Source organism: Veillonella sp. 3_1_44 (assembly GCF_000163715.1).
Taxonomy (GTDB): Bacteria; Bacillota; Negativicutes; order Veillonellales; family Veillonellaceae; genus Veillonella; species Veillonella parvula_A.
This window is the reverse complement of sequence record NZ_GG770200.1, coordinates 49,686-71,657: the sequence shown is the minus strand read 5'-3', so window position 1 is coordinate 71,657 and position 21,972 is coordinate 49,686. Positions and strand designations below refer to the sequence as shown.

Below are 21,972 nucleotides of genomic sequence, written 5' to 3'. Positions count from 1 at the left end.
GTAGGTTGCTATGGGGAAGTATTGTTCTTTAAGTAGATATGGAAGTATAAATGAGTGAACAATTTTTTCTATCCCTACAACAAAATATAAAATTAATGATTTGGGCACCCATATTGAGTAGTATCTTTCGAATCATTTTTATGATTATTTATAATCCGTATCCAACATGGAAAGGTCGTTGGAAATCAGCTCTAGGTTCATTGCGTTACGGCTTTTGGTGGGGCATGGATTTTGATGCCTATGTATTCTTACTACCTTTAGTCTTGGTGACACTCCCTGCACTATGGTTTGAAGGGTACCATCAAATAGAAGATTCCATACGATTAGTAGGTCTAACGATGTATTCCTGTGTACTGTACGCAGCCTTTGCAGGAAAAATGATCTTCTACAAGCATTTCCATGATACGTACAACTATATGGTTCATTATGGAAATCATGCAGAGAAACGGAATTTGATTGATGTATTCTTTAATCAAGACCGAGGAATTCTTGTCATTCTAGGATTGATTCCTATTGCAGTTATATCCTGGTTCATGGGAGGTTTCTTCTTATCCTTGCCATCTATACCATATCCAAATATTGAAGGAACCTGGCCTACTGTAGCTTGGAATATAGGACTTGTGGCGGCATCTGTTCTAGGATTCTATTGGTTCCGCTACGGTGGTACCTTATCTCATGATGATAAACCAGAATGGGATACGATTCCTACAGTGGTAAAAGAAGATATATTCTTTGCTCGTGCTACAGTGCCAGATTTATGTGCCTTAGAAACGGTGTTTAAACATCCGCTACGTGATGAATATACCGCATCACCTGAGGATATTGATGACGCTATACATCGTATTGTTCCTAACAAATACAAAGATTCCTGGCAGGATTTGAGTACACCGCTTCATGCATTTAAACGTGTTGCATCAAGTCCTCGTATTGATAAACCGCAGCATATTTTCTTTATTGTTGGTGAAAGTATCCCTCAATGGTCTCTTGATGAACCTTATAAGGATCTCAATATATGTCCTGGTTTATGGGATTTTAAAGATAATCCTCATACGGTGCAAGTACCTAATTTCTTGCCTGCTGGTAATGTGTCTCGTCCATCCATTGTAAGTCTATTATCCGGCGTCTATGATGCGGGTATGGAAATCAATGAACGGGAAGCTTTTTGGCATGAACCGTTGCCGACCTCTTTGGCAGCTCAAATGAAGCGATTAGGCTATGATACGATTTATTGGTATGGTGGTAATGCGTCGTACGGCAACTTTAATCACTTCGGTAAGGCTCAAGGCTTTGACCGTGTGGAAAGCGCTTCTGTTTTCTGTGGTCCTGATGCACCTAAAACTTGGGTGGGCGTATACGATCACGTATTTTTAGAGAATATAACGGAACAAATTAAAGGATTAGATCATCCGACATTCCATTTTATTTACACTACATCCAATCATGGTCCTTATAAAATGGAGGATTCCTTATTAGATTATGATCCTGAAAAGGTCATGCCGAATCTTGGGGATGATCTAAAATCTAATAAGAAACGCAATAAAGAATTGGCTACCTATCGCTATAGTGATAAGGCAATATTTAACTTTGTAAATGCTATGAAAGAGGCCTTTCCAGATAGTTTATTTGTTGTTACAGGTGATCACTCTAATCTATTTGGCTCATTGAATAATACATCTTTAATTCAACGGGACTATACCTTGCGCGATACATTCTGTACCGTAGGGTTGTTACAACATCCTGCTTTCACTAAGGATGTGATTACGGTGCCCATTGGCACGCATATGAGCCTCATGCCTACCATTATTGAAACCATTGCACCAAAGGGTTTTGAATATTATTCCATTGTGCCGTCCTTGTTTGATGAGCAGCCAGAAACTTTAGTTACGCCGTACCAGTGGATTACGCCGCATATGATGGGCGATGTTCGCATGGATTATGGTGAAAGCAACATACCGTCCTATAAACCGGTTGAGCCAATTCGGCCTATTGATAATCATGGGGATGATGCTCGTGATTGGACATTGTTGACCATGTGGCTCATTAATCATGAGGACAGTATGAATAAGTCGTAGTATAATTAGACGATGATATCTATTGATGTATATGTAAACATTATTTCGAATACATCAATGGATGCCACTATATGTGTATTGATCTGTATATGATAGGAGGAACCTATGTCTATAATCAATATTGTAGGCGCCAAAATTTGGGGCGGTGGTGAACAATATGTATATGATATTTGTAAACAATTACAACAACGACATAGGGCTGCTTATACCTTAGTAGACCAATCAAATGAAGAGATGCAATCTCGCTATGCTCAAGTCGGCCATGTGATGACTGCCAATCTCTATACTTTGAAGGGTTTTCTATCTGTTAATGCAGTAGCCAAACAGATGAAAGCACAAGGAATTAATACAATTGTATGCCACTCTGGTAAATATATCTTATTCTGTATTGCTCTTAAGCAGTTAACGGGTGCTAAATTGATGTTTATTAAACATAATCTTGTACCTGGTAAAATAGATATGTATCATAAATGGATCAATTCACAAGTAGATGCCTTTGTATGTGTATCTAAACTCGTTTATGATGACCTTATGACACCTATTATTAAGAATACTAGTAAATATTATATTGTTTATAATGGTATTGATCCAAATAGATTTCTTTCATTTGCAGATAATGTGCCAATGAAATCTAAAGTTACTACATTTGGATATAGTGCGCGTATTACAGAACGTAAGGGTTTATATCTGATTTTAAGTGCTCTTGAACAGATTCATCAAAACAATCCAGATATTCGGTTGATTATATCGGGGGCTGGTACAGAGGATCAAATCAAAAAACTTAAAGACTATATAGATGCGCATTACATGCATTCTTATGCTGAATTTATAGGTTTTACACCTGATATTGAAGGTTTATATAGATCAATTGATTGTTTGTTATTGCCAACTGTAACGCGTGAAGCCTTTGGTCTTGTTATTTGTGAGGCTATGTATTGCGGTGTACCAGTCATTACGAGTGGATCTGGGGCTCAGAGAGAAATTATAGACGATGGTATATCTGGATTTATTGTTGATCCTTTGAATGAACATACATTACAACAAGCGATGGAGCATGTGATGAGTGATGCGGTAGATTTATCAAGTATTATCACAAATGCACGACGTGTTGTTGAGGAACGATTCATCATTAATCGTGTAGCTGATGAATTAGTTGCGATTATAGATAATTTACACTCCACTAATCATTAATGATAAAGTTTGTTAGTTGTATTAGTGGATAGGAGTAAGAGATGGGATATTTACAAACACAATGGCAACGAGGTCGTAAGATTTACGGAAAGCGTAGTTGGAGGGAAACACGTCGTACTTTTTTACATACAATGCGCTCCATACGAAATAAACGAGAAATAGAGGCGCTAGAGAACTACTTTGCAAATTACACGCCTGATTTAACACTATTAGATCGTCAAGTTGGTTTATTTGAGTTGATGACAAGATTTTTCTTGTTTAAAAGTTCTACACCTCAGGAACGATTAGAGGCCATTGTTAATCATTTTGATTATTTGAAAGATATATTTACAGATGAGGCGATTCGTGAAATGTACTCTGTAGATCCAGAGAATATTTATGATGATGTAAGTCGTATGAATCGTGGCTTTATCGTATGGGAATCAGAAGACCTTGATATGGTGGCCCGTTTATATTATGGACCTGGTCAGCGTAAAGAAGGTTTTTTGACCTTGTTACTCACCTTGGGTAAGCAGGGCGTATACCATGCTAATTTTCGCTTTGGCAAAGGCTTTAATGGGGAATCTGCTATGTGGATTGGTACAATTCAAGGTTATAAAGATGGTCTTGATAATGCTAAAATAGTTACAAAAAAGATGTTTGGCTATCGTCCAAAAAACTTTATCATGTTCCTATTACGTCATATTGCAGCCATTTGTAAGGTAGAATCTATTTACGCTGTATCTGATGAAGGCTTTTATGCGAATACTCATTTAGTTCGCGGTCATCGTGCAAAGGTAGCTGAGCTAGATTCATTGTGGGAGGAATCTGGCGGTGTACTATGTAGTGATGAACGTTTTTTCAAAATTCCTTTAGAGGAATATCGTAAGCCTATTGAGGAGATAAAGTCACAAAAACGTAGCCAATATCGTAAACGCTATGAATTACTCGATCAATATGAACAAGAAATTCAAGAACATATGAAAAATTTAATAAAATAAGTATACATTTATACGTTATATGTAAGTCGTAACTATACTTAATTATTAGATAATAACAATAAGGGGATAAGGGTGTTAGTATGAAATCTTGGATACTTAAGAATTATGAAATGATACTTACTGTACTCATTTCAATTATGATATGTACGACGCGGTCATCTATGGCTTTTGGTAATTTTATTTATGGACTTATAGTACTCGTTACACTTTTAACATGGTGGTATAAAAGAGATGAAGTTTCTATACCAAATTCGATACGCCAATATGGATGGGCGTACTTAGGTATGCTGTTATGTATATTACCGTCTGCATTTATTAGTGATAATATACGAGTGACGACTAAGTACTTCTTTAATATTTGGATTTGGAAGATTTTAATTATCGTACCAATCTTGCTATTTATCAAGAGTTCTCGCAAATTATATACTATTTTATCAATATTTTTTGTGTATATAGGCATCGATGCTCTATCTGCCTTTGTACAATATTTACTGGGGTATAATGTAGGAACAGAGGGTCGTGCAGGTGGTGTCATTAATGGCTCTATGATGGGGCTAGCTATGTTGTTAACGCTCGCTTTTTCATTAGCTTTAATTACTGTTTATGATAAAACATTTCCTTCTTATGTAAAAAAATCAGCTGTATTCTCTTTATTTAGTATAGTGTTGGGAATGTTAGGCAATCAAAGCCGTGGTTCTTGGCTATTTAATGGTATTAATGGTGTACTTATTACATTGCGCTATTCCTTTGTTAACATTCGTTATTTATTGGTACTTCTTGTGGCTACTATAGGAATCAGTTTTATATTTACTAGTAATCAAGCTTATATGGCTCGTTTTGAAAGCACCTTTAATGTAACTACTGATGGCTCAAATTTAGGCCGTATCTATGTATGGGAGTCGGATAGAAAAATGATTATGGATCATCCTGTAATTGGTGTTGGTCCAGGTTTGTGGCAGAAAACATATCGAGAGCAGTATAAATCAGAAAAAGAAACCCAAGACTTAGGTCATTCTCATAATAATATGTTACAAATAGCCTCTGAATCTGGCATACTAGGTCTAATTGGGTTTTTAGGATTCTCAATTTTCACAATCTATAAATCAGTAAAAAGCTATATTATATCTACAAATCCTTATGATTTATCAATCATTGTAGGTTTTATTAGTTATTTATTTTTATTTGGATCTATTGATTATACTTGGGGTAATTCATCGGGTATTCGCATTTTTTGGGTTGTTATGGGGATTATGCTTCAATTGCGGGATAATTGAGAATTATATAGCTGTATTGGAAGGCATCTAACTACTATTTAATAGACAATTAAGTAGGATTTAAATAGACTTAAAGAATAAATAACTACATAAAAGATAGGTGAAATCTATGTTTTTTATAGTTTTATATATTTAAATATGATACAATATATGTAAATATTGGTACATTGTATTCGTATGATAGAGAGGTTGTTTTCTTAATATTTTGAGATTAAGAAAACAACCTTTTCTTATAATTGGGGTATTAGTATGAATCGTTCTATCTGTAATAACAATAATAAAAAGTTATTTATAAGTAAGCTCATAGTACTTATAGCAGATTATATTGCTATTGTTTTGGGGATATTAGCAGCCTATTATTTGCGTTTAAACTTATCAATTTTACCAGTAAGTTCAAATTTTAAGGTAGAAGAAATTTACGTATATGGTATTGTGCCTATCGTATTTTTAACTATCTTGTTGCTTAATAATGTCTATTCTGTGGTAACACCTTATTGGGATACGATGAAAAATTTGTTTCGCAGCATTACCATAGGGGTTGTCGTATCGATTGTTCTCATGTACACAGGACATGTTATTAATGATGTGTCTCGTTTATTTGTTGCCTTTGCTTATATATGTATGCTCGTATTTATCTTTAGCGAGCGTTTTATTGTAGGAAAATTACTTTCAAAAGCAGGATATTTAACAATTCCGATTCTTCTCGTTGGGGCGGGAAAGACAGCAGAACTTGTACAGAGATCATTAGAGCGTATGCCGATTACTACCTATAAGATTATTGGTTATGTAGATGATAATCCTAAATCATCATCCATCGCTAAAGAATATCCATGCCTTGGAGCCTTTAAAGATGTAGAAAGCGTTATTAAAGATACAGGCGTTCAAACTGTACTGATTTGTGCTCCGGGACTTGAGTCTAAAAAATTAGTATCCTTGATTAATCGATTACAAGTATTAGTAAAACGAGTAGCATTTGTTCCTGAATTATTCGGTTTACCAGCCAGTAATATTACAGCACGTGGCATGATGGAAGAACAAGCCGTCGTATTGCGTGTGCAAAATAACCTAGCACGCAAATCTAACCGTGTTTTCAAACGTATTTTTGATATTGTAGCTACGGTATGTGGTGGCTTTTTGATTTTACCAATTCTCGGTATCATTGCTATATTGATTTACTTAGATTCTCCAGGATCTATCGTATTTGGACATAAACGCGTTGGTCAAGGTGGGAAATCATTTTCTTGTTATAAATTCCGATCCATGGTGCCAAATGCACAAGAGGCTTTGGAGCAATATCTAAAAGATAATCCAGCTGCTCGTGAAGAATGGGAGCGAGATTTTAAATTGAAAGATGATCCTCGCGTTACAAGAATCGGAAAATTCCTTCGAAAGACAAGTCTTGATGAATTGCCACAGTTGTGGAATGTTCTCGTTGGGGACATGAGCCTCGTAGGGCCAAGACCTATTGTTCGAGATGAAATTGTAAAATACGGCGACTATATTAATGACTTTTACCTTGTACCACCAGGGATTACTGGTGTTTGGCAGGTAAGTGGTCGCAGTGATACCACCTATGAAGAACGAGTTCTCATGGATTCTTGGTATGTGCATAATTGGTCTGTATGGATTGATATTGTATATCTGTTGAAAACTGTATTGGCTGTTGCTAAATCGAAAGGGGCCTATTAATGAAATACGATTATTTAGTAGTTGGGGCAGGCCCATTTGGTGCTGTATTTGCTCATGAGGCGCACAAGCGTGGTAAATCTGTACTTGTCATCGACCGTCGCAATCACATAGCAGGTAATCTATATTGTGAAAGCAAAGATGATATCAATATTCACGTCTATGGTGCTCATATTTTCCATACATCCTTGAAACATGTGTGGGATTATGTCAATCAATTTGCTGAGTTTAATCACTATGTAAATAGTCCTGTAGCAAACTATAAAGGCGAGATGTACAATTTGCCGTTCAATATGAATACATTCTCTAAAATGTGGAATATTCGAACTCCAAAAGAGGCACAAGATATCATTACTAAACAACGAGCTGCTATATCAGGGGAGCCAAAGAACTTAGAAGAGCAAGCTATTAGTCTTGTAGGTACGGATATTTATGAAAAGCTCATCAAAGGGTATACGGAAAAACAATGGGGCCGTAAATGTACAGAGTTACCAGCTTTCATTATTAAACGATTACCTGTGCGTTATACATACGATAATAATTATTTTAATGATCGCTTCCAAGGTATTCCTATGGGTGGTTATACTAAGATGATTGAACGCATGTTAGAAGGCATTGAAGTCCGCTTAGGTGTAGATTTCCTTAAACATAGGAATGAATACGAATCTTTGGCAGATAAGATTATCTACACAGGCCCTATAGATGAATACTTTGGTTATTCTGAAGGGATATTAGAATATCGTGGTCTTCGCTTTGAAACAGAGCGTCTCGAAGAGGAAAATCATCAAGGTGTTGCGGTGGTGAACTATACGGAAGGAGAAATTCCGTATACTCGTATTATTGAACATAAGCATTTTGAATTTGGTACACAGCCTGTTACATATGTAACAAAAGAGTATCCAAAAGACTGGAAAATTGGTGAAGAAGCGTATTATCCAGTAAATGACGTGAAGAATTTAGATCTTTATGCTAAATACGTTAAAAAGGCCGAAACGATTTCCAATGTTATCTTTGGTGGTCGTTTAGGGGAATATAAATATTACGATATGGATAAAGTCATTGCTAGTGCTTTAGCACTATGTAATAAGGAGTTTCAGGAATGAGAATGGAGTGGCTAGATTCGCTAAAGGGTTTTGCTATATTTTTAGTTGTTGTTGGTCATGTTAATCGCAATTGTATTTTAGTTATCTAAATATTATGCAACATTGTATGAGACTATCTAAATGAGTAATCATTTTAATCTAGTTGATTTAATGGATATTTATATAGCCCATCTTTCTTTGGTAATTCCAAGTTAATATAATTGAAATCATAAGATGAGAGTAGTAGGATGAGAGTATATGTCTAGTAATAAATATATTGATAGTTTAATAGGATTAAGTTTTATATTTGTAATATTCCCTGTAATTCCTATGTTTTTACGAGTAGGTTTTTTGGGGGGCGAGTTTTCAGCAAAAGCATCATTTTATACACTATTTATTTGTTTAGTATATAGTGTATGGCTAAAAAGGTATAGTCTACGTCAATACCATTTATATTGGAAAGAATTATTATATATAGTTTTTTTAGGTTTCAGTATTACTGTATCTTTAATTCATGGTTTAATTAATTTCCCTTATTATGATTTAGTTCCTGGCACTAATTATATAAATCATAAATTGGAAGTCATAAATCAATTTATATTTAATAAAGCTTTTAGTGAATATACTTTATCGGTCATTCATTTTGGTTTTAGAGTATTAAAGAACTCTTTGACTCAACTTATTTTTACATTTGGATTTTCTTATTTAATTTTCTATTGGTATAAAGATCGTTCGGAAACAATTTTGAAAATAGTAAGTAAGGGTTCATTAATTTCTGCTACTCTAGTTGTTATTTTTGGTGTCATTGAACTATTTTATTTTGGTAAACAACAATGGGCACTCTCATTATTAACATATATAAGGCCTATTGTTCATGCTATTGAGATTAATAATACTTGGTGGCCACCATTGTTTTGGCCTGAATTACAATTTCGTTCTCTTTTCCCAGAGCCGTCCTTTCTAGGTATTTATACTGTTATTACAATTCCTTTTATATGGAATGTTATTTTTTCATCTAAAAATAAGAAATTGCTAATCTTTTCCTCTATTCTTTTATTACTTTTAGAAATGATCACTTTATTGGCAAATAGTAGAACGGCAACTGTTTTATTGATAATAGATCACATATTGCTTGTAGTGGCACTTTGTATTCAGTTTAGAAACAAAAAATTTGTAGTACATACAGTTCTTGTAACTTTAATAGGTCTTTTAGCTTTTATAGGAAATATAGTATATACATCTAATGTTCTTTATGTACAAGATACTTCTATTAAAAGTACAACTAGTAGAACAGTTAAAAATATATCAACTCAGCAGGTTGCAAATGAAATTAAATCTTATGGGGAAAATAATATTTCTTCACTATCTAAAAAAGACAGGAGAAGTAATAATCAAAGATATGGTGTTATGAAAGCTGACCTAGATATTTTCAAAGAAAATCCATTATTAGGAATTGGACAAGGGTTACGTACCCCATATGTTTTGAATCATTTAGATGAAGATACATTAAATGGTGCGGAAGTAAAAATGTGGATTGAAAATATTAAAAATAAGGGCCTAATTAATATTTCTATTCCCATGTTAGGAGAATATACCTCTCGTTTATCGGAAACAGGGATCATAAGTTTTGTATTGTTTATGGGACCTATTGCATTCTTATTAGTTAGATTGCTTATTTATGTATTTAAAAATCCAAAAGATATATGGATCATATTTTTTACAATTGCTTATATAGAGTCTTTGTTGACAGGGATAGGAATGACTTTAAATGAACTGTATTATTTTTGGATATTATTAGGGTTTGGTTATGCATTAGTATATACGAGAAATTCATATCGTAATAAGGTGGATGAAATTAGTGAATATTAAGATTTTAGTAGCAACACATAAACAATATTGGATGCCTGAAGATTCTGTTTATATGCCGATTCATGTAGGACGAGACGGTAAGGCTGATATTGGTTATACAGGGGATCATACAGGAGATAATATATCTTCAAAGAATGCAAATTACTGTGAATTGACGGGTCTCTATTGGGCGTGGAAAAATCTTGATGCGGATTATATTGGTCTCGTTCATTACAGACGTTACTTTACACGTAAAGAGGTACGCTCTGTGGAGGACAAAAAGAATCAAATTTTAACGGGAGCAGAATGGGAGAATCTGCTTTCACAATATCCTGTAGTAGTAGCAGATAAGCGTAAATATTATATTGAGTCCAATCGTTCTCACTATAATAATGCCCACCATAGCTCAGGACTAGATGCGGCAGAGCAAATCATCGCTGAAAAATATCCCGAATATAGCGCTGCTTTCACAAAGGTATGCAATCGCACCTGGGCTCATATGTTCAACATGTTCGTGATGCGTAGAGATTTATTTGATCAATACTGTGAATGGATGTTTTCCATCTTAGAAGAAATCGAAAAACGTGTTGATATTTCTGATTATGATACATATGAAGCGCGTATCTATGGTTTTGTTAGCGAAATCTTGCTTGATGTATGGATTGAAGCTAATAATATTAGCTATAAAGAACAAAATGTATCTTTCATGGAACCTCAAAATTGGATTAAAAAAGGTGGATTATTTTTAAAACGTAAATTATTTGGGAGATAATATACTGACTATGATAAAGGTAATAGAACTTCCTATAGATAAAGATATGGGAGGTTTAACATCTTATGTTCTTCAATTATATAGAATGATTGATAAAGAAGAATTTGAATTAACATTACTGAGTTATGATGATCCTCAAAATTTTGATGTAAATTATAATGTAGAGACGGTTAGTAGACCATATCATACTATTCAGTTTTATAAAAAAATGAAGTGTCTGCTTTCTGAAGGAAAAGATATCATTCACTTTCATCAATCTTATGTCAATATTATTCCTATTTTGATTGCTAAATTAGCTGGATTTAAAACTATTATTTTACATGCGCATAGCTCTAGTATAGATGATAATCGAAAAATCGTACGCTTTCTAAAGACAGGATTACATAAGGTTGGAAGATTTTTATTACCTTATTTGGTTGATACTTATGTAGGTTGCTCTACTAAGGCCTCAGAATGGATGTTTCCTAGAAAGTGTATAGATAGTGATTCATATTATTTATTACATAATGCGATTGATTTAGATTTATATGATAGAAATATAAATCTAGGGTTGGAGGTTAGACAAAAATTCAACATTCCTAAGGATGCATTGGTAGTAGGACATATTGGTCGTTTTACGCCTGTTAAAAATCATCCTTTTATTATCGATATATTTAAAGAGGTATTAAAACAAAATCCTAATAGTTATTTATTTCTCTTGGGGGATGGTGTAGAACGTCATAAGATTGAAAGTCTTGTAAAATCAGCAGCTATATCTGACAAGGTTATTTTTATGGGGTATGTAAATAACACTGTGGATATTATGCAAGCTATAGATATTATGATATTACCTTCTTTATTTGAAGGACTACCCCTAATTGCTATTGAGTCTCAAGCATTAGGTATACCAATATTAGTATCTGATACGATTACACAAGAGGTTGTGTTAACTGATTTATGTAGGACTCTACCAATTGATAATCCTAAACCATGGGCTTATGAGATTATATCTAAATTTGGTAAGAATAAATATATTGATTATAGAGCTAGAATTAAAGAGTTAGGTTATGACTCCAGTGTTGCTATAAAGAAGATTGAAAATATATACAAGGGAAAACAATGAGTCTTAAAGGTTATATAAAAGAGAATCTACCATGGATTCGATCTATTTATAGAAAAAGATTGGCTCCAATTAATTTAATCCATAATATTTATGATAAGCCAGTAGTTGTTTTACTTTATCATAGAGTTAATTATTTGAATCGTGATTTATTTAATATTAATGTAACTCCTGATAATTTTGAGAGACATATTCGAATCTTAAAAAATCACTACAATGTAATAACTTTTAATGATTTAAAACGCAATGATATAAAGGAACCATCTGTTATTATTACCTTTGACGATGGATATTATGATAATTACAAATATGCCTTTCCAATTTTAAAAAAGTATCAAGTCCCAGCGACGATTTTTATAACATCTGGCGGTGTAGATACGGGTAAAGAGTTTTGGTGGGATCGATTAGAAACTGTTTTATTCGAAAATAAAAATCTACGAGAATCAATTGAGTTAGATATATTAAATCAAAGACATATATTTGATGTATCTGATGATAAAAAGCGATTACATAGTTTTTATACATTACACCATATGCTTTTTTCTCTACATCCTAATGAAAGAGATATGATGTTAGACAGATGGTATGAGTCTTATGGATTGAAGGTTAATCCTAATAATAGAACTATGACCTCATCGGAGTTAATAGAGTTATATCAAAGTCAGTTAGTTACATTAGGAGCGCATACTATTCATCATCCAGCGTTGAAACAAATTAGTAGAGAAGAACAAATACAAGAAATACAATCTTCTAAGCTTTTTTTAGAGAACTTGTTACATACGGATATAGATATTTTTGCGTATCCTTTTGGTCATAAAGAAAGTTTTGATCAAGTAACAGAACAAATTGTTCAAGATCTAGGATTCACATATTCAGTTAGTACTAAAAGAGCACAGCTTCATTCTAATACTAATCCATTTTCTATACCTAGATTCGGCATTGAAGACTGGTCAGAAGATGAATTTATACGACAAATGAAGTTAGTATGGTTTGAAAATTAGGGGATTTTTATAATGTTGACTATATCTGAAATTCAAGATCATTTATATATAATGCTTAAAGAGTTTGATTCCTTTTGTAAAGAGAATGATATTAAATATTCGCTATCAGGAGGATCATTATTGGGGGCCATTAGGCATAAAGGTTTTATTCCTTGGGATGATGATATAGACATTTGTTTAAGTCGACCAGATTATGAAAAATTAATTACTATATTTCCAAAGGTTTTTCATAGCAATTACCTGCTTAGATCTATTGAGCGTAATAACTCAAAATATCCTTTTGCGCGATTAGAAAAGCTTGATATCAAGATTGAAGATGAGTACAGTAATGCTAATCAGTTTTTATTTATGGATATTATGCCTGTTGATGGATTACCAAATGATAAAAATGAAGTTGTTAGTATTTATAAAAAACGTAAAATTTATAGTAAAATGCTCGAATTGTGCGATGCTAAATTAGGTCATGGTAAATCATTTAGTAGAGCATTTATCAAGTCTATATTAATTATTTTTGCTAAATGTGTGGGATATAAATATTGGGCTCATAAATTAGATCAATTAGCAAAACAGTATGATTATAATACTTCTGATTATGTAGGAGCTATTACTGGGGGCGTTTATGGTGAAGCTGAATGTATGGTAAAGGATGCTTTTGAAAAACGTGTCCCTATAGAATTTAGAGATTTAAAATTAGAGGTTTTTTCATGTTACGATACATATTTAAGTAATTTATATGGTCGTAACTATATGGAAATACCGCCAGAAGGTAAACGTAAAATATCAAGTATTAGAGCATATGAGATTTAATGTATAGGGGTATAGCATGAATATAGGTATTATTTTTGCTGGAGGAACTGGACAACGCATGAGTTCAACTGGCACACCGAAACAATTGCTAGAAGTTAATGGGAAACCAATATTAGTGTATACGCTAGAACACTTTCAAAATAATGATAATATTGATGGAATTGTTTTGGTAGTATTAGAGTCTATTATTGGAGAGGTTAGTAAATTAGTACAAAAGTATAGTTTGGATAAAGTCAAATCGATTATTCCAGGTGGAAAAACAGGGCAAGAGTCAATTTATCTTGGAATTCAAGAGTCTTCAAGACTATATGATCAAGATAGTATAGTTTTACTACATGATGGAGTTAGACCTATTATTTCTGATGAGCTAATTAATATGTGTATATCGTCCACAAAAACATATGGCAATGCCATTACTGTTTCACAAGCTATAGAAACTATTGTTTTAAAAGATAATGAGCTTTCTCATGTAGGGAAAATACTTTCTCGAGATGAATGTTTACTTGCCAAAGCTCCACAATGTTTCTATTTAAAAGATATTTATAAGGCACATGAAAAAGCAAGATCTGAAAACTTGGAGTTCATAGATTCGGCATCTATGATGCAGTTTTATGGGACTGAACTGTTTACAGTAATAGGACCAGCTGAGAATATTAAGATTACAACACCTATTGATTTTTATACATTTAAGGCTTATTTAGAAGTAAAAAATAGCCTCAATATTATGGGATTGTAGGCGGATATTATGCGGACAGTTAGTGCTATTAAGAACATAAATTCCACGTTAATTGTATATGGATTTAATATGGTATTACAGTTCATTATCCGTTTTGTATTACTATATTATTTATCTATTGAATATTTAGGCTTGAATGGTTTATTTGATAATATTCTGACTGTATTATCTCTTACTGAATTGGGCATTGGTCCAGCTATTATATTTAGTTTATATTCTCCTTTAGCTAATCATGATTTAGAAACAGCAAAATCAATCATGAGAATATTTAAAAAAGCATATATTTATATTGGTACACTTATTCTATTCTTAGGGTTATGTATATCGCCTTTTGTTCAACATCTTATAAAGGTACCTCCTAATATTGCATATTTAAATATTTTCTTTTTACTTTTTGTTGTTGATACGGGTATTAGTTATTTTTACTCTTATAAAAAATGCTTGCTTATAGCTGACCAAAAACAATATATAGCTAACTATTACAGAGGGATTACTCAACTGATAGGGAGTTTATTCCAAATTGCCTTAGTCATTTTAACTCATAGTTTTTGGGTATATATTATTCTACGTATATGTATGACCTTTTCTGAGAATTTTTTAATAGCTAGAAAAGCCGATCACTTATATTCGTTCTTAAATGAAAAGAATATTCAGCCTTTAAATAAAGATATATACCAAAGTATTATTAGAAATATAAAGGCCTTAATACTTCATAAAATTGGTGGTGTTACTGTTTTTGGAACATCAAATATTATTTTATCAAAATTTGTAGGTTTAAGTGCTGTTGCGTTATATACGAATTATTATTTGATTATTAATGGTATCGATAAGTTGTCTGATCAGGTATTTAATGCACTAAAGGCATCTGTAGGAAATTTGAATGAGTCTCATGATGATGCTCATAAATTAGTCATTTTCAAGAGATTAGAATTTATGACAGCCTATTTGGCTTGTTTTATCTGTAGTAACTTGTACCTTTTATTAAATCCGTTTATTACCATCTGGCTAGGAAATAGCTATCGTTTTGATGAAAGTATAGTGCTTTGGATGGTCATCAACTTTTATCTAATGTTTATGCGTAAAGGCGTCTTAGTATTTAAAGATGCTATGGGGCTCTTTTGGCAAAATAGATATATGTCTTTAATAGAGGCCTTAATAAATTTAGGATCTTCCATTGTTTTGGTTCAATATTTTGATGTTTGGGGCGTGTTATTGGCTATGTTTATTAGTACGATTTGTATGCCTTTTATAGTTGAACCATATGTTTTGTTTAAATACGGATTACGTTGGTCTTTGGTTAGTTATTTTAAACTTTATTTCCGTTATACTCTAATTACATTTATATTAGTTTATTTCAGTAAATTCTTATCACAGTTTATTGCTTTGGATAGTGGCTGGTTTGGGCTTTTACTGGGGGTTGTATGTAATAGCATCTTTATAATAGTGGCATGGGGAATATTATTTTTTAGAAGTAAAGAATTAAGGTTTTATCTTGATTTAATAAAAAGTAGGCTATAAGAAGGGGATAATAATGAGAATAACTGTAACTGGTGGGGCTGGGTTTATTGGCTCTCATTTAGTTGATCGTTTAATAGAGGATGGTCATACTGTACAGGTTATTGATAACTTATATACAGGAAACAAAGAATTTGTTCATTCGAAAGCACAATTCGTAGAATTGGATATTAGAGACCCAAAGTTATACTCTGTCTTAGAAGAATTTCGTCCAGACTATATATTTCATGAGGCTGCACAAACTGAAGTTTCCACATCTATGAGTGATCCAATGTTAGATTGTGATATTAATTTGATAGGGTTAATCAATTTACTTAATGCAGCAGTAAAACTAGATGTTAAAAAGTTTTTGATGCCATCTTCTGCAGCGGTTTATGGTAATTTAGATACATTACCATTAAATGAGGAAATGATTGGAAATCCATCTTCATTTTATGGATTAACAAAGCTAACTACAGAACATTATCTTCGTATTTATCATGAAGCTTTTGGATTACCATATATATGTTATCGCTATTCTAATGTGTTTGGTCCACGACAAGGTAATGGTGGAGAGGGGGGCGTTATTAGTATTTTTGCTAAAGCGATTGTACAAGGCTCTCCTATTATTATTTACGGTGATGGAAAACAAACAAGGGACTTTATATATGTGGATGATGTAGTTGAAGCTAATATTTTAGGTATGCAACACCAGGTTACAGGTATTTATAATGTAAGTACTGGTATCTCAAGCTCCGTCAATTTGTTAGTTGATGAGTTTAGAAATATTAGCGGTAAAGATATAGAGGTAGTTTATGATAAGCCTAGATTAGGCGATATTAGAGATTCTGTTTTGGCAACTGATAAATCAGAAAAAGAGCTTTTATTTACAGCAAAATATAATTTACACGATGGGTTAATAAAAACATATGAGTATTTTAAAACAGTAGAGGGCTAGTATTTATGAATGATGTTTTATCTTATGAGTTGGAACGTACTGCTAAAGATATTCATATTTTCTTATCTAAACTTTCAGGGAAAACTATTTTGATAACGGGGACAACTGGATTCATAGGATCTATGCTCACCCGATTATTTTTAGTTAGTAATATGAAATATGGAACAGATATTAATATTATTTGTTCCGTGAGAAATATAGAAAAGGCAGAGGCTTTGTTCTCTAACCTTAAGAATTCAGAACAGTTAGCCTATATTACTAATGGCCTTGTTGCATGTAATGATTCTGTTGATTATATATTTCACACTGCAGCACCTACTACATCTAAGTTTTTTGTTACGCAACCAGTTGAAACGTTAAATGGTAGTATCAGTACAACATTAGACGTCTTGCAATATGCAACAAAGAATAAAGTTAAAAAAATCGTATATTTATCTTCTATGGAGCAATATGGTATTCAGCAAGTAGATTATCAAAATATGACTGAAGAAGATTTAGGTTATATTGATCATTTAGATGTTAGAAGTTCGTATTCTGAGGGTAAACGCATTTGCGAATGTTATTGTAGTGCTTACTTTCATGAATATAATGTGCCCGTTTGTATTGCTCGCGTTGCACAATGTTTTGGTCCAGGTCTTTCACTATTAGATAATCGTGTATCTATGCAATTTGCTAAAAGTGTTATGCACAATAAAAATATTACTTTACATACCGCAGGACAATCTGTATCAAACTTTTGTTATATAACTGATGTACTTTCCGCTTTGGTACTATTACTGATTAAAGGAGAATGTGGAGAAGCATACAATATATGTAATAGTAATGAAACAAGAAGTATCAAAGATATTGCAAATTTAGTAGCAAAAGAAGTCGCTAGGGGTAAAATAGACGTGGTATTTGATATACCAGATAATGCCAATCAATATGGATATGCACATGATGTAAAATTTATTCTAAATAGTGAAAAAATCCAGTCATTAGGGTGGAAACCCAAGATTAACATGGTAACAGGATATAGAAATTTAATTGATTATATAAAATATGAGAAGAACATCTCATAAGGGTAAAAAATAGTCGTACCGAATCGTATATGTTAAAAACAAGTATATTAGAGTAACTTGGTAATATATAATTTGTAAGGACAGTTGATTATATCAGCTGTCTTTTTTATGTGTAAAATTTGTCACAACATTCTCATATATTTCATGTATTTTATGATGTATACAAGTCATCTAGGTAGTTACTAGTTGGCGTAGTATTCATATAGTTTGAGAGGAAGAATATGAGGTATAGAGAATGAGAGCGAGCAATATTGAATTGTTGCGTATCATTTCGATGATACTAATTATTATGCACCATTTCAGTGTGCACGGTTGTTTCCCCTTTACGCCAGATTTAACGTTTAATAAGGTGTTTCTTCAAGTATTTGGACTTGGAGGTAAGGCTGGTGTAGTTGCCTTTGTTATGATAACGGGCTATTTTATGGTTTCTAGTAGTTTTAAGCTACACAAGTTTGCCAAATTAGTTGGGCAAATATGGTTTTATAGCATTGCCATGTTGGGCGTGGCTATGGGTTTAGGACTCGATACGGTGACGTCAAGGAATATGATGCTCGCTTTATTGCCCATTGGTGCCATGAGTTGGTTCGCCCAGAACTTTTTAGTACTCTATTTATTAACGCCTATTATTAATCGAGTACTTCATTGGCTACAGCATACATACTACGTCATACTCCTAGTGGCTTCCACGGTAATTTGGTTCTTAATACCGACGGTGCTGAATCTGTGGCCTAATGTACCGCATACCACCTTTGGCTTTAAGCATATCTTTTCCTTTATCGTGTTCTATTCGATGGGGGCGTACATTAAGCTGTACGGCTCACATTTAACAAGAACAATGGGTGTTATTGTTAGCGCCATAGGCTTTGTTGGGGCTTTTCTAGGGGATATCCTTGTCGACGTACTAGCCATGACAAATCCAGTGTATATGAAACAGATTTTCTACTTTACGCAAAATGATTATGGCTTCTTTCAATTGCTATTAGGCATTGGCTTATTTATTATTTTTTTGAAAGCAAAGATCACTTATCGCCCTTGGATTAATGTGGTAGCATCTACTACCTTTGGCATATACCTATTGCATGATAATAAGCTATTCCTCCATTATATGTGGGACAATGTATTGGCAACGTATCAGTACTATGATTCAATAGTATTACCTCTGTATGCAATCTTTGTAGTGGCGCTCATTTTTGTCGTCGGTATGACCGTAGACTATGTGCGGTTAGCTTTCATAGAAAAACCTGTGATGAAAGCAATTACGCCAAGCCTCGACCGGATTCAGTCAAGGGTTGAGAAAGTACTGCCATTATAATGCGATTATCGGTGTTTTTTGGTATAATATATAAGTATTCTTACCATAAAACGGGAGGTAATTATAATGCGTAAATTCTTGTATATGTTAGCGGTATTGCTTGTATTAATTGGCATTAGCACAAACGATGTAGAAGCTCGTCAAGATGTGTATGCTACGACATATCTCGGTAATAACTGGTATGTAGATCAAGACTCTGTAAAGCGAGTGGGGGATATACTCAACTTTACAGTGTACACCACAGCAGGTCTTAGCTATAAAGTGACATCTAGTGATGACAACTATTACAATGCAGACGTGTTTTACGATAATAATAAACTCGTATCGGATAATGGCCAATCCGTCTGGAAATCTCCAGGCATGATGGCAGCTATGCGCGTGGCGCGTAAATAAGAATAAAAGGCAGCGATTAAATCGCTGCCTTTTTTGTTAACATACTTTCGTATATTTCTATATATAGATTCTTATTGATTCGCTTATATGTTCGCCATATAATTATCTTAGGATAGCCGGCGAGGTTGGGCCTCTCTTCGTTAATGAAGGGAGGGGTGTCTATGAGTGATTATGAACTAATCATGCTCCTGCTTCAAGTAATGGCTGTTGTCATCGCTTTCGGAGCTCTAGTAGCACTTATTTGCTTTGGAAAAAGCAAATAGCCCTTCGTTACCAATAACTGGATAACTGAAAGGCCATTTCATCAATTATTTATAGTTCTGAGATGAGCCTAACGGAACCACTCGTCTGGCTATCTACTTATATTATAGGGATAAAAATATATATCGTCAAATTGAGATGAAATACATTATTATAATAACTACATATAAATAATCATAAAAGCTGTACATACATAGATTAGACTGAACGGCTTTGATGTCAAAACGAATGTAACATCAAAGGCGGTTCAAAAATCGATTATGTGTGTACAGCTTTTTGGTTTTAGTGTGTTTTTGTGAAAGTAGTCATAGGACTACCATAAAGGGATCTTATTATTTTTCAAGTTTCTCTACTAAGCGTTTTACTGTTTCTTGTAGATCTTTATTTTGAGCTTCTAATGCTTGTACGCGTTGTTCTAGTGCGTTATAAGAGGCAGGGGACATAGCAGTAGATAAAGATTTTCCTGGTCTATAGGTGATGCCTACATTGGCCATAACGTGATTGTTCATCGTAAACCCTGTGGTGAGTAAAAGATTATCTTTGTGATAATAGCCTACACCTAGAGCTACTGCATTTGCATTTTTATAATGACCGTAGCCCGCCATGTATTGAACGCGATTATCCGGATCATATGGTAATGGATGTAATGCAGCTAATGCAGCGGCACGAGCATCACCTTTATTGGATTCCGATTCAACACGTTGTACCTCTTGAGATACATGTTGTACAGATTTTTCAATAGTGCTAATAGAATTATTAAGCTGTTGACTTGTACTTTTACCAAGGGTATCAATCATTTGATGAACGCCGTAGAGTTGGGATCCGTTGACCGCATCTGTAGAGGTAGCACTCACGCGACCTGCTGCGAGATTGGTAATCGTCCGTTCCTTGCCCTTAGCCCCTACGGATACTGTTGATACAGGGGCGGTGCCGGCATAGTTGACGGTAGTACCATTTTCAAAGGTATGACTTGCTGTACCGACTACATCGCCGTCAGCGGAATCATTGCCAAGGACAACGCCATTTTTTAGAGAGGTAGTCACATTATTGCCGAGAACAAAGGTGTTTTCTCCAGAAATGTGGTTGTAATTACCTATACTGTAAGAATTGGCTGCATCAATAGCTGTTTTACCGTATTCGCCCTGGCCGAATACACCGGATGCGGTCGCTTTCTCTGATAGTGTATTATAAGAGCCTACAGCCAAACCTTTTGCGGCTTTTACATTCACATAATGCCCTACGGCAAGGTCGAACTGACCGTTTACTGTTGAATTCGAGCCGATGGCTACAGAATTGCTGGCCTTACTGTTAGCACCTTGAAAATTACCAATCCACACGTTTTTATCACCTGCGGAGTTTTCCCCTGATTGAGTCCCCATGACAATGGAGTTCGTCAACTGGCTTGCATTACCTGCGGCGAAACCGACGGTTACGTTAAAATCGCCAGTACTGCCTCGGAAGGACTTCGCCCCAAGGTTGATATTGCCGCCGCCTGATGAGCCGGCCCCAGCAGCTGCACCTAAGGCTATGTTATTACCTTGCGCATTAACATTCTTACCCTTGCCGTTCGCCGCACCGGCATTCTCACCGAGGGTGATGTTGCCGCCTGTTCCTGCGGTGAAAGTTTGACCTTCCTTGCCGATGTTACCGTTGTTATCAACGATATTGACCGGCGCCGCATAAACTGAGGCGGACAAAGCTACCATTACAACACTTGCTAATACAAAACGTTTCTTACTCATCGTATACACTCCTTTGTGTACAAACAAACTTTCACAAAACTTTCATAAAAAGACTTACATGGCTACTATAATACCAAAAAGGTATATTGTAAATAGAATATTCACATAATTCCAATAAATATACAATATATTCTATAGGTATTTATAGTTAATAAGAAACCTTTGACACATATTTATAAAATTTAAATATTTATTTATTCTAT

Annotated in this window: 18 protein-coding genes; 17 read left to right on the top strand and 1 reads right to left on the bottom strand. The window is 34.0% G+C overall.

Features of this window, described 5'->3' with window-relative positions:
* Positions 1-50 precede the first annotated feature (50 nt).
* The 17 genes from HMPREF0873_RS04060 (at position 51) to HMPREF0873_RS03980 (ending at position 19,766) form a co-directional block, all read left to right on the top strand.
* Positions 51-2,072 (top strand): LTA synthase family protein, encoded by a 2,022-nt coding sequence (locus HMPREF0873_RS04060; protein WP_008714517.1) that lies wholly within the window; start codon positions 51-53, stop codon positions 2,070-2,072.
* 105 nt (positions 2,073-2,177) lie between these two features.
* Positions 2,178-3,263: a glycosyltransferase family 4 protein gene (locus tag HMPREF0873_RS04055; RefSeq protein WP_008714515.1), complete on the top strand. Its 1,086-nt coding sequence runs from the start codon at positions 2,178-2,180 to the stop codon at positions 3,261-3,263.
* A gap of 41 nt (positions 3,264-3,304) precedes the next feature.
* Positions 3,305-4,243: a DUF535 family protein gene (locus HMPREF0873_RS04050; RefSeq protein ID WP_008714513.1), complete on the top strand. Its 939-nt coding sequence runs from the start codon at positions 3,305-3,307 to the stop codon at positions 4,241-4,243.
* Positions 4,244-4,323: 80 nt separating this feature from the next.
* Complete coding sequence (locus HMPREF0873_RS04045; RefSeq protein ID WP_008714512.1) at positions 4,324-5,517, top strand: O-antigen ligase; 1,194 nt, start codon at positions 4,324-4,326, stop codon at positions 5,515-5,517.
* 249 nt (positions 5,518-5,766) lie between these two features.
* Positions 5,767-7,206, top strand: a complete 1,440-nt coding sequence (wbaP, locus tag HMPREF0873_RS04040; RefSeq protein ID WP_008714510.1) for an undecaprenyl-phosphate galactose phosphotransferase WbaP — start codon at positions 5,767-5,769, stop codon at positions 7,204-7,206.
* Positions 7,206-8,306 carry a UDP-galactopyranose mutase gene (gene glf, locus HMPREF0873_RS04035; RefSeq protein WP_008714508.1) on the top strand — a complete coding sequence of 367 codons (1,101 nt, stop codon included), beginning with the start codon at positions 7,206-7,208 and terminating at the stop codon, positions 8,304-8,306. Before wbaP ends, glf begins: the two co-directional genes overlap by 1 nt.
* 237 nt (positions 8,307-8,543) lie before the next feature.
* Positions 8,544-10,154, top strand: a complete 1,611-nt coding sequence (locus HMPREF0873_RS04030; RefSeq protein ID WP_008714506.1) for an O-antigen ligase family protein — start codon at positions 8,544-8,546, stop codon at positions 10,152-10,154.
* Complete coding sequence (locus HMPREF0873_RS04025; protein WP_038125716.1) at positions 10,144-10,905, top strand: DUF4422 domain-containing protein; 762 nt, start codon at positions 10,144-10,146, stop codon at positions 10,903-10,905. The genes HMPREF0873_RS04030 and HMPREF0873_RS04025 overlap by 11 nt, the downstream gene beginning before the upstream one ends.
* Positions 10,906-10,915: 10 nt before the next feature.
* Entirely contained in the window at positions 10,916-12,007 is a 1,092-nt protein-coding gene (locus HMPREF0873_RS04020) for a glycosyltransferase (RefSeq protein ID WP_024062523.1), read from the top strand.
* Positions 12,004-13,005 (top strand): polysaccharide deacetylase family protein, encoded by a 1,002-nt coding sequence (locus tag HMPREF0873_RS04015; RefSeq protein WP_008714500.1) that lies wholly within the window; start codon positions 12,004-12,006, stop codon positions 13,003-13,005. The genes HMPREF0873_RS04020 and HMPREF0873_RS04015 overlap by 4 nt, the downstream gene beginning before the upstream one ends.
* Before the next feature lie 12 nt (positions 13,006-13,017).
* The gene (locus HMPREF0873_RS04010; RefSeq protein WP_008601799.1) at positions 13,018-13,812 is read left to right on the top strand and encodes a phosphorylcholine transferase LicD; all 795 of its coding nucleotides are present in this window, start codon (positions 13,018-13,020) and stop codon (positions 13,810-13,812) included.
* Positions 13,813-13,828: 16 nt separating this feature from the next.
* A complete protein-coding gene (locus tag HMPREF0873_RS04005; protein WP_008714498.1) occupies positions 13,829-14,548 on the top strand; it encodes a 2-C-methyl-D-erythritol 4-phosphate cytidylyltransferase in 720 nt (239 codons plus the stop codon).
* Between the two features lie 9 nt (positions 14,549-14,557).
* On the top strand, positions 14,558-16,066 hold the full coding sequence (locus HMPREF0873_RS04000; RefSeq protein ID WP_008714496.1) for a lipopolysaccharide biosynthesis protein: 1,509 nt from the start codon (positions 14,558-14,560) through the stop codon (positions 16,064-16,066).
* Between the two features lie 13 nt (positions 16,067-16,079).
* On the top strand, positions 16,080-17,000 hold the full coding sequence (locus HMPREF0873_RS03995; RefSeq protein ID WP_008714495.1) for an NAD-dependent epimerase/dehydratase family protein: 921 nt from the start codon (positions 16,080-16,082) through the stop codon (positions 16,998-17,000).
* Between the two features lie 5 nt (positions 17,001-17,005).
* Positions 17,006-18,061 carry an NAD(P)-dependent oxidoreductase gene (locus HMPREF0873_RS03990; protein ID WP_008714493.1) on the top strand — a complete coding sequence of 352 codons (1,056 nt, stop codon included), beginning with the start codon at positions 17,006-17,008 and terminating at the stop codon, positions 18,059-18,061.
* Between the two features lie 235 nt (positions 18,062-18,296).
* Positions 18,297-19,373 (top strand): acyltransferase, encoded by a 1,077-nt coding sequence (locus HMPREF0873_RS03985; protein ID WP_008714491.1) that lies wholly within the window; start codon positions 18,297-18,299, stop codon positions 19,371-19,373.
* Between the two features lie 66 nt (positions 19,374-19,439).
* Positions 19,440-19,766: a hypothetical protein gene (locus HMPREF0873_RS03980; RefSeq protein ID WP_008714489.1), complete on the top strand. Its 327-nt coding sequence runs from the start codon at positions 19,440-19,442 to the stop codon at positions 19,764-19,766.
* 593 nt (positions 19,767-20,359) lie between these two features.
* Here the strand turns inward: HMPREF0873_RS03980 and HMPREF0873_RS03975 are convergent.
* Positions 20,360-21,769 (bottom strand): YadA-like family protein, encoded by a 1,410-nt coding sequence (locus HMPREF0873_RS03975; protein ID WP_038125595.1) that lies wholly within the window; start codon positions 21,767-21,769, stop codon positions 20,360-20,362.
* Positions 21,770-21,972: the final 203 nt, after the last annotated feature.

What these genes read in the sequence shown, in the direction of transcription:
- HMPREF0873_RS04060 (WP_008714517.1), top strand. Translation starts at nt 51, where the DNA reads ATGAGTGAACAATTTTTTCTATCCCTACAACAAAATATAAAATTAATG.
- HMPREF0873_RS04055 (WP_008714515.1), top strand. Translation starts at nt 2,178, where the DNA reads ATGTCTATAATCAATATTGTAGGCGCCAAAATTTGGGGCGGTGGTGAA.
- HMPREF0873_RS04050 (WP_008714513.1), top strand. Translation starts at nt 3,305, where the DNA reads ATGGGATATTTACAAACACAATGGCAACGAGGTCGTAAGATTTACGGA.
- HMPREF0873_RS04045 (WP_008714512.1), top strand. Translation starts at nt 4,324, where the DNA reads ATGAAATCTTGGATACTTAAGAATTATGAAATGATACTTACTGTACTC.
- wbaP (WP_008714510.1), top strand. Translation starts at nt 5,767, where the DNA reads ATGAATCGTTCTATCTGTAATAACAATAATAAAAAGTTATTTATAAGT.
- glf (WP_008714508.1), top strand. Translation starts at nt 7,206, where the DNA reads ATGAAATACGATTATTTAGTAGTTGGGGCAGGCCCATTTGGTGCTGTA.
- HMPREF0873_RS04030 (WP_008714506.1), top strand. Translation starts at nt 8,544, where the DNA reads ATGTCTAGTAATAAATATATTGATAGTTTAATAGGATTAAGTTTTATA.
- HMPREF0873_RS04020 (WP_024062523.1), top strand. Translation starts at nt 10,916, where the DNA reads ATGATAAAGGTAATAGAACTTCCTATAGATAAAGATATGGGAGGTTTA.
- HMPREF0873_RS04015 (WP_008714500.1), top strand. Translation starts at nt 12,004, where the DNA reads ATGAGTCTTAAAGGTTATATAAAAGAGAATCTACCATGGATTCGATCT.
- HMPREF0873_RS04010 (WP_008601799.1), top strand. Translation starts at nt 13,018, where the DNA reads ATGTTGACTATATCTGAAATTCAAGATCATTTATATATAATGCTTAAA.
- HMPREF0873_RS04005 (WP_008714498.1), top strand. Translation starts at nt 13,829, where the DNA reads ATGAATATAGGTATTATTTTTGCTGGAGGAACTGGACAACGCATGAGT.
- HMPREF0873_RS04000 (WP_008714496.1), top strand. Translation starts at nt 14,558, where the DNA reads ATGCGGACAGTTAGTGCTATTAAGAACATAAATTCCACGTTAATTGTA.
- HMPREF0873_RS03995 (WP_008714495.1), top strand. Translation starts at nt 16,080, where the DNA reads ATGAGAATAACTGTAACTGGTGGGGCTGGGTTTATTGGCTCTCATTTA.
- HMPREF0873_RS03990 (WP_008714493.1), top strand. Translation starts at nt 17,006, where the DNA reads ATGAATGATGTTTTATCTTATGAGTTGGAACGTACTGCTAAAGATATT.
- HMPREF0873_RS03985 (WP_008714491.1), top strand. Translation starts at nt 18,297, where the DNA reads ATGAGAGCGAGCAATATTGAATTGTTGCGTATCATTTCGATGATACTA.
- HMPREF0873_RS03980 (WP_008714489.1), top strand. Translation starts at nt 19,440, where the DNA reads ATGCGTAAATTCTTGTATATGTTAGCGGTATTGCTTGTATTAATTGGC.
- HMPREF0873_RS03975 (WP_038125595.1), bottom strand. Translation starts at nt 21,769, where the DNA reads ATGAGTAAGAAACGTTTTGTATTAGCAAGTGTTGTAATGGTAGCTTTG.